Annotated in this window: 14 protein-coding genes; 2 read left to right on the forward strand and 12 right to left on the reverse strand. The window is 70.0% G+C overall.

The annotated features are described in order from the left end of the window. Nucleotides 1-26 precede the first annotated feature (26 nt). The 8 genes from QFZ26_RS18570 to rplU all read right to left on the reverse strand — a co-directional run bounded on the left by QFZ26_RS18570 (nt 27) and on the right by rplU (nt 6,436). Complete coding sequence (locus QFZ26_RS18570) at nt 27-1,181, reverse strand: hypothetical protein (protein ID WP_307044776.1); 1,155 nt, start codon at nt 1,179-1,181, stop codon at nt 27-29. Further along, nucleotides 1,178-1,777, reverse strand: a complete 600-nt coding sequence (gene nadD, locus QFZ26_RS18575; RefSeq protein WP_307044778.1) for a nicotinate-nucleotide adenylyltransferase — start codon at nt 1,775-1,777, stop codon at nt 1,178-1,180. Before nadD ends, QFZ26_RS18570 begins: the two co-directional genes overlap by 4 nt. 16 nt (nt 1,778-1,793) lie before the next feature. Then, nucleotides 1,794-2,015, reverse strand: coding sequence for a hypothetical protein (locus tag QFZ26_RS18580; protein ID WP_307044780.1), 222 nt, complete (start codon nt 2,013-2,015; stop codon nt 1,794-1,796). Nucleotides 2,016-2,067: 52 nt separating this feature from the next. Beyond that, on the reverse strand, nt 2,068-3,336 hold the full coding sequence (locus QFZ26_RS18585; RefSeq protein WP_307044782.1) for a glutamate-5-semialdehyde dehydrogenase: 1,269 nt from the start codon (nt 3,334-3,336) through the stop codon (nt 2,068-2,070). Nucleotides 3,337-3,346: 10 nt separating this feature from the next. After that, nucleotides 3,347-4,195: a glutamate 5-kinase gene (gene proB / locus QFZ26_RS18590; protein WP_307044784.1), complete on the reverse strand. Its 849-nt coding sequence runs from the start codon at nt 4,193-4,195 to the stop codon at nt 3,347-3,349. After that, nucleotides 4,192-5,778 (reverse strand): GTPase ObgE, encoded by a 1,587-nt coding sequence (gene obgE, locus QFZ26_RS18595; protein WP_307044786.1) that lies wholly within the window; start codon nt 5,776-5,778, stop codon nt 4,192-4,194. The genes proB and obgE overlap by 4 nt, the downstream gene beginning before the upstream one ends. 72 nt (nt 5,779-5,850) lie before the next feature. Beyond that, nucleotides 5,851-6,108, reverse strand: a complete 258-nt coding sequence (gene rpmA / locus QFZ26_RS18600) for a 50S ribosomal protein L27 (RefSeq protein WP_022892059.1) — start codon at nt 6,106-6,108, stop codon at nt 5,851-5,853. Nucleotides 6,109-6,127: 19 nt separating this feature from the next. Further along, nucleotides 6,128-6,436, reverse strand: a complete 309-nt coding sequence (rplU, locus tag QFZ26_RS18605; RefSeq protein ID WP_307044788.1) for a 50S ribosomal protein L21 — start codon at nt 6,434-6,436, stop codon at nt 6,128-6,130. 253 nt (nt 6,437-6,689) lie between these two features. On the opposite strand from rplU, the gene QFZ26_RS18610 reads away from it, so the two are divergent. Beyond that, nucleotides 6,690-6,974: a DUF4031 domain-containing protein gene (locus QFZ26_RS18610; protein WP_307044789.1), complete on the forward strand. Its 285-nt coding sequence runs from the start codon at nt 6,690-6,692 to the stop codon at nt 6,972-6,974. Here the strand turns inward: QFZ26_RS18610 and QFZ26_RS18615 are convergent, their stop codons facing one another. Beyond that, nucleotides 6,975-9,524 (reverse strand): Rne/Rng family ribonuclease, encoded by a 2,550-nt coding sequence (locus tag QFZ26_RS18615; RefSeq protein ID WP_307044792.1) that lies wholly within the window; start codon nt 9,522-9,524, stop codon nt 6,975-6,977. 274 nt (nt 9,525-9,798) lie between these two features. Between QFZ26_RS18615 and QFZ26_RS18620 the strand changes: the two genes are divergently transcribed. After that, nucleotides 9,799-10,422: a vitamin K epoxide reductase family protein gene (locus QFZ26_RS18620; protein ID WP_307044794.1), complete on the forward strand. Its 624-nt coding sequence runs from the start codon at nt 9,799-9,801 to the stop codon at nt 10,420-10,422. Nucleotides 10,423-10,494: 72 nt separating this feature from the next. Here QFZ26_RS18620 and ndk read toward each other — a convergent pair whose 3' ends face one another. From ndk to QFZ26_RS18635, 3 genes are read right to left on the reverse strand one after another with little or no spacing between them, the layout of a single operon-like run. After that, a complete protein-coding gene (gene ndk / locus QFZ26_RS18625) occupies nt 10,495-10,917 on the reverse strand; it encodes a nucleoside-diphosphate kinase (protein ID WP_307044796.1) in 423 nt (140 codons plus the stop codon). Beyond that, nucleotides 10,914-11,357, reverse strand: coding sequence for a DUF4233 domain-containing protein (locus QFZ26_RS18630; protein ID WP_307044798.1), 444 nt, complete (start codon nt 11,355-11,357; stop codon nt 10,914-10,916). Before QFZ26_RS18630 ends, ndk begins: the two co-directional genes overlap by 4 nt. Then, complete coding sequence (locus tag QFZ26_RS18635) at nt 11,354-12,703, reverse strand: bifunctional folylpolyglutamate synthase/dihydrofolate synthase (protein WP_373460771.1); 1,350 nt, start codon at nt 12,701-12,703, stop codon at nt 11,354-11,356. The genes QFZ26_RS18630 and QFZ26_RS18635 overlap by 4 nt, the downstream gene beginning before the upstream one ends. Nucleotides 12,704-12,714: the final 11 nt, after the last annotated feature.

Below are 12,714 nucleotides of genomic sequence, written 5' to 3' on the forward strand. Positions count from 1 at the left end.
GGTGCCGCGGTTCTGGGATGCCACGACTAGAAGAGACCGGCGATCGCGCCGATGACGAGCGTGGCGACGACCCCGAGTGCGAGTACACCGGCGGTGACCGCGAGCACGAGCGGAACGTTCATGCCCTCCTTCTTCGGAGCGGACATCATGGCCCGTGACGCGCCCTGCGTGCTGATCGCACGAGTCGCGGCGACGGGTGCGACGCCCGTGCCGACGTCTTCGACCCGGTCGAAGAGACGATCGACCTCGGAGGAGTCGATCTGGCTCGGGTGCACGCCGGTCGCCCCGTAGCTGCGAGGGAGGTCGATGGAACCGGTGGCGATGATCTCACCGGCGGAGGCGAGCGGGTTGCCCATCGGTCCGTGGTCGGGCAGCGACGGCAGGATCAGCGCGTTCGTGGTCGTGGGAACGCCGTGGCTGAGTCCGCCGCGCGAGAGCATCTGGTCGAACGGCTCGGCGCGTTCGATCGGGGCGTTGAGCTGCGCGGTCCAGTGCCCGACCGGCTTCGGCTCCGCGACGTCGGGCACACCCGGCTGCGCCTGCCCGGGCTGGGCGAACACGGGCTGCTGGGCGGGGGCCGGCCGGTATACCGGCGTGGGCGCCGGCACGGGCTGCGCCGAGGACTCGGGATTCGCCGATGCGGGCATCGGCGTCGATGACGCGGGCGTGGGCGGCGTGACTGAGGCAGGATCGTCGACATCGTCGACATCGTCGAAGTCGACGTCGAGCTCGCCGAGCTGGCTGGCGTCGAGCATGGCGCGCAGCTCTCGGCGCGTGAGCGTTCGTTCGGGTGCCGTCGTCTCGACGCGCTCCGCGGCACGCGCCGGGGCGGGAGGCTGCGGAGGCGGGGGCTGAACCGCCCTGGGAGCGAATGGGGTCTGGACGGGCGCCGGGGCGGGCGGGGCCGCTCCGAACGACGAAGGCTGCTGGCCGTAGACGCCAGCCGACTGCGGCGTGGCGTACGCGGCGGGGGCGGCTGCCGGGACGGGCTGCGCCGATGGCGCGGGCGACTGCGGGCGCGGGGTCGGCATGGGTGGCACCGGCTGATGAGCCTGCTGCGGCGCTGCGTAGGCCGCAGGCGCTGGCTCGGGGGTCGGCGATGGCGCCTGCTGCTCGTGCAGCAGGCGTTCGCGCTCTCGCGCCTCGCGGCGCGTCAGCGGCGGTTCCTGCGACGACGTCATTCGACACTCCGATAGAGGTGGTGCTTGGAGATGTACTGGACGACCCCATCGGGCACCAAGTACCACACCGGGAATCCCCGGCGCACCCTGTCCCGGCAGTCGGTCGACGAGATCGCAAGTGCCGGAACCTCCAACAAGCTTACGTCTTGCTCGGGCAAACCCGAAACGGACAGCACATGTCCCGGCCGACTCACAGCCACGAAGTGGGCGAGTTCCCACAGCTCGTCGACGTCTTTCCAGGAGAGGATCTGGGCGATGGCGTCGGCACCGGTGATGAAGTAGAGGTCGGCATCGCGGCGTTCGCGCCGGATGTCCCGCAGGGTGTCGATCGTGAACGTCGGCTTCGAGCGGTCGATGTCGACGCGACTCACGGTGAAGCGCGGGTTCGAGGCCGTCGCGATGACGGTCATCAGGTAGCGATGCTCAGCGGGCGTGACATCCGTCTTGTAGCTCGGCTCGCCGGTGGGCACGAAGATGACCTCGTCGAGGTCGAGCGACTGCGCCACCTCGCTCGCGGCGACGAGGTGACCGTGGTGGATGGGGTCGAACGTGCCGCCCATGACCCCGAGTCTCGGCCGGCGAACCTCGACCGTCATCGGTCGGTCGCCAGCCTCAGTGGCCGACGTGCCCGTCTCCGGTGTGTCGGGCCGCGTAGGCGGCTGCCTTGCCTCGGTGACGGTTCGCGACGTCACGGTAGGACGCGGCGATGAAGCCGAGCGCGGCGAAGATGATGAGCGCGATGAGGCCGTACATCCAGGCCTCCATCGGCAGCTCCCGGGCGTGCACCGTCTCGGTGAGCACCGTTCCGGTCAACGCTGCGGTGGTGAGGCTCATTCGCCGTTCCTTTCGAATCCTGCGGGGTAACGCTCCGGACAGTCTAGCGAGGTCAGGCGCGCACGTGTCCGGCGCCGCGCACGATCCACTTCGTGCTCGTGAGCTCGGGCAAGCCCATCGGGCCGCGAGCATGCAGTTTCTGCGTTGAGATTCCCACCTCGGCGCCGAACCCGAACTCCGCCCCGTCGGTGAAGCGGGTCGAGGCATTGACCATGACGGCTGCGGCATCCACCTCGTTCAGGAACCGCTCGGCGTTGGCGAGGTCGTTCGTGACGATCGACTCCGTGTGCTTCGTCGAATACCGGCGGATGTGCGCAAGCGCGTCGTCGAGGGAGTCGACGATGCCGACCGAGAGGTCGAGGCTCATGTGCTCGGTGGCCCACTCGTCGTCGGTGATCGGCGCGGCTTCGGGCCGCAACGCCCGTACCCGCTCGTCGGCGTGCACGGTGACACCGGATGCCTCGAGCCGATCGAGCACCGCGGGCAGCAGGCGCTGGGCGGCGTCACGGTGCACGAGCAGCGTCTCGAGTGCGTTGCAGACGCTCGGACGCTGCACCTTGGCGTTGTGCACGAGTTCGACCGCCCAGTCTTCGCGGGCGCTCTCGTCGAGGAACATGTGCACGACGCCGGCGCCCGTCTCGATGACCGGAACACGCGCCTCCTCGACCACGGCGCGGATCAGCGCGGCGCTTCCGCGCGGGATCAGGACGTCGACGTAGTCGCGGGCCTGCATGAGGTGGCGCGCGCCGGCGCGTCCGAAGTCGTCGACCGTCTGCACGGCGGCACCTGGCAGGCCGACTGCTTCGAGGGCATCGCGAAGTACCTCGACGAGGACGCGGTTCGTCTGCTCGGCGGCGGTGCCGCCACGGAGCACGGCCGCGTTGCCGCTCTTGATCGCGAGCACGGCGATGTCGATCGTCACGTTGGGCCGGGCCTCGTAGATGGCGCCGATGACGCCGAGGGGCACTCGCACCTGGTCGATGCGCACCCCATTCGGCAGCGACCTGCCGCTCACCGTCTCGCCGACGGGATCGCTCAGCCCGATGACCTCGAGCACGGCATCGGCGAGCGCCTCCACGCGGCGCTCATCGAGCGCGAGCCGGTCGAGGAGCCCGGTCGCGAGGCCGGCGTCGCGGCCAGCTTGGAGGTCGAGGGCATTCGCGGCGATGATGTCGGCGGCGGCGGCGCGCAGCAGCGTCGAGACCTGCTCGAGGGCAGCGTTCTTCTCAGCCGTCGTCGCGCGTGCAAGGCGGTAGGAGGCCTCCTTCGCCGCGGCGAGACGCTCGTCGAGCACAGCGGTGTCGAGTTCGGTCTGCAGCATGGAAACCAGCCTAGGTGAGCGCGGATTCTCCGGCAGCTTCGTGACGACCTGCTTCACGACGCTCGGCTCGACGGCCTTCGGGTGCGGCGTCGAACCACGTGCCGACCTCTCGCCCCGCGAGTGCCTCGGCCACGAGCGGCGTGGCGGTGATGAGCACCGCGGCGCCGGACTCGGCTGCGATGCGCGCGGCCGAGACCTTCGTCTCCGCTCCCCCGGTGCCGACGCCCGCTCGGCCGACCGAACCGATCTCGACCCCGGCGAGGGCGTCGCCGAAGGGCACGTGGGCGATGCGCTCCGCCCCCGGAAGGTGCGGCGGTTTCGTGTAGAGCGCGTCGACGTCGGAGAGCAGCACGAGCAACTCGGCGCCGATGAGCTCGGCGACGAGGGCCGCGAGCCGGTCGTTGTCTCCGAACCGGATCTCGTGCGTCGCGACCGTGTCGTTCTCGTTCACGATCGGCAGGATCCGCAGCGCGAGGAGCCGGTCCATCGCACGCTGGGCGTTGGAGCGCGGCGTCGAATGCTCGAGGTCGCCGGCCGTGAGGAGCACCTGCCCGGCGACGATGTCGTACCGGTCGAGCGCGTCCTGGTACCGGAACACGAGCAGGTTCTGCCCGACGGATGCCGCGGCCTGCTGCGTTGCGAGGTCGGTGGGGCGCTCATCGAGCTTCAGGTACGGCATGCCGGTCGCGATCGCGCCCGAGGAGACGAGCACCACCTCGGCGCCGCGTCCGTGCGCCGTCGCGAGCGCGTCGACGAGCGGGCCGATCTGCCCGGCGTTCTCGCCGCTGATCGACGAGGAGCCGACCTTCACGACGATGCGGGTCGCGGCCGGGATCTCGGCGCGACTGCGCGGGATCATCGCTCGCCCTCGTCGCCCGAACCCTCCACGGCGGTTGCGGTCGCGGTCGCTTCGGCGTCGAGCTGCGGCTCGGCATCGTCGTCATCGGGCCACATGCCGGCCGCGCGCTCGCGCTCGAGCTCGGCTCGTGCCTCGGCCTTCGCGTCCATGCGCTCGTGGTAGTCGGTGCGACGCTCGTTGCGCGTGGCACGCCGGTTCTCGTCGAGACGGAGGTCGGCGCCTCGGGGGGCGGTGATGAGTTCGGCCGTGGACGTGAGGGTGGGCTCCCAGTCGAAGACGACGCCGGAGCCCTTGCCGATGACGACCGTCGAGCCGGCGACCGCGCCGGCGCGAACGAGCTCGTCTTCGACGCCGAGTCGCGCGAGCCGGTCGGCGAGGTAGCCGACGGCCTCGTCGTTCGTGAAGTCGGTCTGCTGCACCCATCGCTCGGGCTTGCGTCCGAGCACGCGGTAGAGCGTGCCGTAGCTGCCACCCTCGGCGCGCACGGTGAAGCCGCCTTCGTCGCTGTTCTTCGGACGGATGACGATGCGCTCAGGCGTCGCGGCGAGGGCCGCCACTGCTGCCGCCCTCGTCTCGTCGACGAGTTCTCCGAGCGCGAAGCCGAGCTGGCGGAGACCCTCATGGCTGACGGTGGAGATCTCGAAGACACGGTAGCCCCGCGCTTCGAACTCGGGCTTCACGAACTCGGCGAGCTCGCGCCCCTCGGGCACGTCGATCTTGTTCAGTGCGACGAGCTGGGGGCGCTCGAGGAGCGGCACCTGGCCCTCGGGCACCGGGTAGGCGGCGAGCTCGCGCAGGATGATGTCGAGGTCGGTGACCGGGTCGCGCCCGGGCTCGAGTGTCGCGCAGTCGACGACGTGCAGGAGCGCCGAGCAGCGCTCGACATGACGGAGGAACTCGAGGCCGAGGCCCTTGCCCTCGCTCGCGCCCTCGATGAGGCCGGGTACGTCGGCGACGGTGAACCGGTGATCGCCGGCCTGTACGACGCCGAGATTCGGGTGCAGCGTGGTGAACGGGTACTCGGCGATCTTCGGGCGGGCCGAGGAGAGTGCGGCGATGAGGCTCGACTTGCCGGCCGATGGGTAGCCGACGAGCGCGACATCCGCGATGGTCTTCAGCTCGAGGGTGATCTCGCGCTCTTCGCCGAGCGTGCCGAGCAGCGCGAAGCCGGGCGCCTTGCGCTTCGTGGAGGCGAGCGCCGCATTGCCGAGGCCGCCCTGACCACCGGCGGCGGCGAGGAATCGCATGCCGGGAGCCGTGAGGTCGGCGAGCTCGTTGCCGTCTTCGTCTTTGACGACGGTGCCGATGGGAACCGGCAGTTCGAGCGGCTCCCCGGCTGCGCCGGAGCGGTGGTCGCCCATGCCGGGCTGGCCGTTCGAGGAGGTGCGGTGCGGGCGTCCGTGGTACGCGAGGAGCGTCGTGGTGTTGGGGTCGGCGAGGAGCTCGATGTCGCCACCGTGTCCGCCATTGCCGCCGTCGGGGCCCGCGAGGGGCTTGAACTTCTCACGGCGCACCGAGACGCAGCCGTTCCCGCCATGACCGGCACGCAGGAACAGCGTCACCTCGTCGACGAAGCTGACCATGCTGCACTCTCCAAACCGATGAAAACACGTGAGGGCGAGCCGAAGCCCGCCCTCACGAAAACCGTCGATCGACTATTCGCCGACCGCCACGATGTTGATGACCTTGCGGCCGCCCTTGTGACCGAACTGCACTGCGCCCGCCTCGAGCGCGAACAGCGTGTCGTCGCCACCGCGACCGACGCCCGCGCCCGGGTGGAAGTGGGTGCCGCGCTGGCGGACGATGATCTCGCCCGCGCCGACGACCTGGCCACCGAACCGCTTCACGCCGAGGCGCTGGGCGTTGGAGTCACGACCGTTGCGAGTAGAGCTCGCTCCCTTTTTGTGTGCCATTAGCTGCTCTCCTCAGGCTCTACTTGATTCCGGTGACCTTGACGCGCGTGAGGTCCTGACGGTGCCCCTGGCGCTTCTTGTAGCCGGTCTTGTTCTTGAACTTCTGGATCACGATCTTGGGGCCACGGAGGTCGTTGAGAACCTCAGCCGTGACCGTGATCTTTGCGAGCGACTCGGCGTCGGAGGTGATCTTCTCTCCATCGACGAGGAGGACCGCGGCGAGCTTGACGTTGCCGTCCTTGTCTGCCTTGATACGGTCCATCGTCACGATGGTGCCGACTTCGACCTTCTCCTGCCGGCCGCCGGCGCGCACTACTGCGTAAACCACTACTCGTACCTATCTCTGGGGAGCCCCGAAGGCTCCGACTGTCTGATGGGGTGTCACTGCGCGGGACCCCAGCGGGAAGGAGAGGGTCGTCACTGCCAGAAAACGCGGTGCAGATGAACTGCAGTGGGCACACCGGGATAAGCGGTGGCACCAACGGTCGAGTTTACCCGACGACAGGGGGTCGGTCAAACGCGCGGCGCCCGGCGAGTCGCGCACGCCCCCGCCGCCGCCGGCGCCCGCGTAGGATCACGGAATGACCGTGCTCATCGACACGCCGCTCTGGCCGAAGCACGGCACCGTCTGGGCGCACCTCGTGAGCGACGAATCGATCGAGGAGCTGCGCGCGTTCGCCGATCGCGCCGGGTTGCCGCCGCGGTCGTTCGACCTCGACCATTACGACGTGCCGGTCGAACGGTACGACGAGCTCGTCGCCGCCGGCGCCGAGGCCGTCACGCCGCGCGAGCTCGTCGAGCGGCTGCGCCGCAGCGGGCTGCGGGTCACGCCGCGTGAACGACGTGCCCGCAACCTGAGCGACTGATCAGTCGGATGACCCGGATGCCGCAGTGGCATCGGCGTCGTCGGCCCTGGTGATGACCGGTGCCGCGCCGGCGGTGCTGAGCGCGGCGGTGGAAACCCGACGACTGCGCGACCGGCCCTCGCCCGCCTTCTTCGGAGCGGGAAGCGCATCGAGCACCGAGTCGAGGAGCACCTCAGCCTCGGGCACGCGCGCCGGAGCCGGGCGCTCAGCCGCAGGCACGGGCAGGTCGAGCAGCGCCAGCGGCAACGCCGGTTCAGGGGCCTGCGCGGGCTCCTCGGCCTCGCGCGACGGCGTGGACTCTGCTGCGCCCTGCTCTTGGATCACCCGGCGGTGACGCCCGCGACGGCGCTCGCTGCGCCCGTTCTCGGACTGCGCCGAGTTGCGGCTGGCCGCTGCCTTGGGCTCGACGTCGGGGACCTCGGCGGCCGGCTTCTGCTCGGAGTGCGGGATCGTCGAGGCCGCGATCTGCGCGAGCGCGTGCTTCACGTCTTCGGTGATGGCGTGCGTTCCGGTGTGGGCCTTCGGCTCGGCGGGAGCCTGCGCGGGCTGCTGCTGTGCGCCGCGACCGCGCCGGCGCTCGGGCTGCTGCTGCGGTGCGCGGTGCTTCATGATCGGCTCATGGTGCACGACGATGCCGCGGCCGGCACAGACCTCGCAGGGCTCGCTGAACGACTCGAGGAGGCCGAGGCCGAGCTTCTTGCGGGTCATCTGGATGAGGCCGAGCGAGGTGACCTCGGCGACCTGGTGCTTCGTGCGGTCGCGTGAGAGGCACTCGACGAGCCGGCGAAGTACGAGATCGCGGTTCGTCTCGAGCACCATGTCGATGAAGTCGACGACGATGATGCCGCCGATGTCGCGCAGCCGGAGCTGGCGGACGATCTCTTCGGCCGCCTCGAGGTTGTTCTTCGTGACCGTCTCTTCGAGGTTGCCGCCCGAGCCGACGAACTTGCCGGTGTTGACGTCGACGACGGTCATCGCCTCGGTGCGGTCGATGACGAGCGAGCCGCCCGACGGCAGCCAGACCTTGCGCTCGAGCGCCTTCTCGATCTGCTCGGAGATGCGGAACTCGTCGAACGAGTCGCGCTCGCCCGTGTAGGCCTCGACGCGCTCGAGGAGGTCGGGGGCGACGGCGCGAAGGTAGCGCTCGATGGTCTGGCGCGCCTCATCGCCCTCGATGACCATCTTCTGGAAGTCCTCGTTGAAGACGTCGCGCACGATCTTGATCAGCAGGTCGGGCTCGGAGTGCAGGAGCGCTGGTGCCTGCACCTTCTCGAGCTGGGTCGAGATGTCAGCCCACTGGGCGATGAGCCGGTTCACGTCGAGCGTGAGCTGCTCCTCGGTGGCGCCCTCGGCGGCGGTGCGCACGATGACGCCCACGTTGTCGGGCAGCACGTCTTTCAGGATCTTCTTCAGGCGCGCGCGCTCGGTGTCGGGGAGCTTGCGGCTGATGCCGTTCATCGACCCGTTCGGCACGTACACCAGGTAGCGACCGGGCAGCGAGACCTGGCTCGTGAGCCGGGCGCCCTTGTGGCCGACCGGGTCCTTCGTGACCTGCACGAGCACACGATCGCCCGGCTTGAGGGCGAGCTCGATGCGGCGCGGCTGGTTCTTCTCGCCGTTCTCGGCAGCGGCCTCCCAATCGACCTCACCGGAGTAGAGCACGGCGTTGCGACCACGGCCGATGTCGACGAACGCCGCCTCCATGCTCGGCAGCACGTTCTGGACGCGGCCGAGGTAGACGTTGCCGATGAGCGACGCCTCTTGATTGCGGGCGACGTAGTGCTCGACGAGCACGCCGTCTTCGAGTACGCCGATCTGGATGCGCCCGCCCTTCTCGCGCACGACCATGGAACGGTCGACGGACTCGCGTCGGGCGAGGAACTCGGACTCGGTGATCACCGCACGACGGCGGCCGGCGTCGCGCCCGTCGCGGCGGCGCTGCTTCTTCGCCTCGAGTCGCGTGGAGCCCTTGACCTTCTGCGGCTCGGTGATGAGCTCGGGCTCGCGGGGCTTGCGCACCTTGACGACCGTGTTCACCGGCTCGTCGCCGTTGACGCGGTTCTCCTCGCCGCTGCGGCGGCGGGTGCGGCGACGGAGGGTCGACGCCTCGTCGGCTTCGGCGGGCGTCTCGCGTTCGTCGCCTTCGGGCCGCTCGACCTGGACGAGCACCGGCGGCGCGTGGAAGATCAGCGACGTCGTCGTGAGGGTCGCCGGAATCGGCGACGCGGGCTCGGGCTCGGGCGCGGATGCCGCTCCCCCGCCGTCGACCGTGTCGTCAGGCTCGACCGTGGTGCCGGCGTCGGCCTCGACCGACGCAACAGGAGCGGCGGCCTCGTCGGCAGCGGCCGGCACGTCACCGGCGCCGGAGACCCCCGAAGGGGCATCCGTCACCGCGGGCTTCGCCTCGGGCTCGACGCCGCCGGCGTTGCGACGCTCTTCTGTCGCCTTGCCGCGGCTGCCGCGCCTCGCGCCGAACAGTCCCCCGCGTCGCTTCGGCGTACCGCTGCCGGATTCAGGTTCGTTCGTGTGGTTCTCGTTGCCTTCCACCATCTCTGGTGCACTCCTACGCCGGTTCCGACGGCCGCGCCGTCGTACCCTACTCGTCTCGAGCGATTCTGCGCCATGCGCCGAACCGCCAATCCTTCACTGCTGCGACCGGCAGGTTGCCTGTGTCGCCACGTCTCGCGGTGCGTTCGACCGCGCGGTGGATGCGGTGCATCCTCAAAGCCTTCATTGGCGTCGCGCCGGGCGCGGCCCGGGCGACTCATTCGATTATCGCACGGTCTCACAGCGCGGTGTGGAAACGGCATGCCACAATACGAGCATGGCGGACTCCTCCCGACGGTCCAGACCCGTCGCCTTCGCGATCTTCCTCGTCATCGCAGGGGTCCTGGGGCTCTTGGCGGCCTACGAGCTCTCGATCGAGAAGGTGCTGACGCTCAGCGATCCCGACCACGTTCCGGCGTGCAACGTCGGCGTGCTCGTGGGCTGCAGCGTGAACCTCGAGTCGTGGCAGGGTGCGGTATTCGGCTTCCCGAACCCGTTCCTCGGGCTCATGGCCTGGCCCGCCGTGATCGTCGTCGGCATGGCGCTGCTGGCCGGGGCGACATTCGCCCGCTGGTTCTGGGTGCTGTTCAACGTCGGCGTCGCGGGCGCGCTGGTGTTCGTCGCGTGGCTCATCGCCCAGAGCATCTACGTGCTCGCGGTGCTGTGCCCGTGGTGCATGCTCACCTGGGCGGTGACGATCCCGGTCTTCTGGGCGGTCACGCTCTACAACCTGCGCGAGGGGCATATTCCGGTGCCGGCACGCATTCGCCGGCTCGCGGGCATCTGGTTCAAGTGGATCCCGCTCATCACGGTGGTCTGCTACGTCATCGTCGTCGTGCTCGCACAGGTGCAGATCAACGCGATCCCGCTCGTGATGATCGACCTGCAGAACCTCTTCTGAGCCCGGCGCGGTCGGGCGCGTCGCGCTGAACGGCGCGCGCCGGCCGAGAACACCCGCCGGCGCGACATCCGCTCAGTCGAACCAGAGGTCGAGCTCGCGCTCGGCCGATTCGACGGAATCGGAACCGTGCACGAGGTTCTGCTGGACCTTGAGGCCCCAGTCGCGACCGAAGTCACCGCGGATCGTACCGGGCGCGGCGGTCGTGGGGTCGGTCGTGCCGGCGAGCACGCGGAATCCCTCGATCACGCGGTTGCCGGCGACGCGCATCGCGACGACCGGGCCCGACTGCATGAACTCTACGAGCGGCTCGTAGAACGGCTTGCCCTCGTGCTCGGCGTAGTGCTTGGCGAGGATCGTACGGTCAGGCTGCACGAGCCGGATGTCGACGAGCGAGTACCCCTTCGCCTCGATGCGGCGCAGGATCTCGCCGGTGAGGTTGCGGGCGACGCCGTCGGGCTTCACGAGCACGAGGGTCTCTTCGATCGCAGTGGTCATTGCTGTTCCTTCCCTGGCGCGGTCGCTGCCGCGCGTTCTCGGTCGATTCGACTCCCCGCGACCATGCAGTACCACCACATGCCGCCGAAGAGCGCCCCGACGACGAACATCGCCGGGTTCAGGAAGCCCGATGCCACGATGAGCACCTGCAGCACCCAGCCGAGCACGTAGGCCCAGCGGTACCGCAGGAGCCCGATCGTGACGATCAGGCCGAGGATGATGACGCCGCCGACGACAAAGGCGAACCACGAGGGCAGTCCGCCGTCGGGCTCGGGCTCGACACCCCGCGAGAGCCCCCAGATGACGAGGGCGGCGAGGAACACGACGATGACTTCCAACGCGAGCACCATCGTCGCGAGGGTCTGGCGCGCCGAGCGCGGTGGCCTGCCGGGCGAGGCCCGGGGCGGAGCCGGGGTCCCCTCGGGATCGAGGTCGCTCATGCGCGGCTCCAGCCCCGGTCGTCGGCGATCGCCATGGCCTCGCCGACGAGGGCGATCGAGCCGGTGACGACGACGGCACGCTTGGCTCCCTCTTCGGCCCATGCGCGGGCGTCGTCGAGGGCGTCGTCGAGCCGCTCGGCGACGACGACACGGTCGGCGCCGGCACCGGATGCCACGACCGCGGCGAGCTCGCCGGGCGGCACGGCACGGTCGGAGTCGGGCGCGGTCACGAAGAACTGGCCGGGCCGGCGCGCCAGCACGTCGACGATGGCGGCGGCGTCCTTGTCGCCGAGCACGCCGAACACGAACCCGATCTCGTCGAAGTCGAAGTACTCATCGAGCGCCGCGACGAGCGCCCCGGCGCTGTGCGGGTTGTGCGCCGCGTCGACGATCACGGCGGGTTCGGCGCCGACCCGCTGCAAGCGGCCGGGTGACATGGCGGTCGCGAGCCCCTCCTGGACCACCGCGTCGGCGAGCCGCACGGTTCCTCCGCCGATGAATGCCTCGACCGCGGCGACGGCGACGGCCGCGTTCTGGGCCTGGTGGCGCCCGAACAGCGGCAGCACGAGATCGCGATACTCGCCCGCGAGGCCGCGGACGGAGACCAGCTGTCCGCCGACGGCCACGCGGGACTCGAGCACTTCGAAGGCCTCACCCTCGAGGGCGAAGGACGATTCGGTCAGCTCGGCGGCCTCGCGCAGCACCCCGAGCGCGACGTCGTCCTGTGCGGCCGAGACGACGGATGCCGCGGGCTTGATGATGCCCGACTTCGTGCGTGCGATCGCCTCGATGGTCGAGCCGAGGCGGTTCTGGTGATCGAGGGCGATCGGCGTGAACACGGCCACCTGCCCGTCGGCGACGTTCGTGGAGTCCCACTCGCCGCCCATGCCCACCTCGAGCACGACGACGTCGACGGGCGCGTCTGCGAAGCATGCGAAGGCGAGCACCGTGAGCACCTCGAAGAACGTGAGCGTCGATTCCCCGGCGGCCTCGAGCTCGGCGTCGACCATCGCGATGAACGGGAGGATGTCCTCCCAGTTGCGCACGATGGCCTCGTCGGAGACGGGCTCGCCGTCGACGCGGATGCGCTCGGTGAACCGCTCGAGGTGCGGGCTCGTGAGCAGCCCGGTGCGCAGGCCGGAGGCGCGGAGCAGACTCTCGATCATGCGGCTCGTGGAGGTCTTGCCGTTGGTGCCGGTGATGTGGATGACGGGCGCCGCGCGATGCGGGTCGCCGAGGAGCTCGACGGCACGTCGCGTGGGTTCGAGGCGGGGTCGCGGCGAGCCCTCGCCCACCCGGCCGATGAGCGACGCGTAGACGGCGTCGGCCGCCTCGCGCAGCTCCATGTCGTCGAAGC

Origin of the sequence: Agromyces ramosus (genome assembly GCF_030817175.1) — a bacterium.
GTDB classification, from domain to species: domain Bacteria; phylum Actinomycetota; class Actinomycetes; order Actinomycetales; family Microbacteriaceae; genus Agromyces; species Agromyces ramosus_A.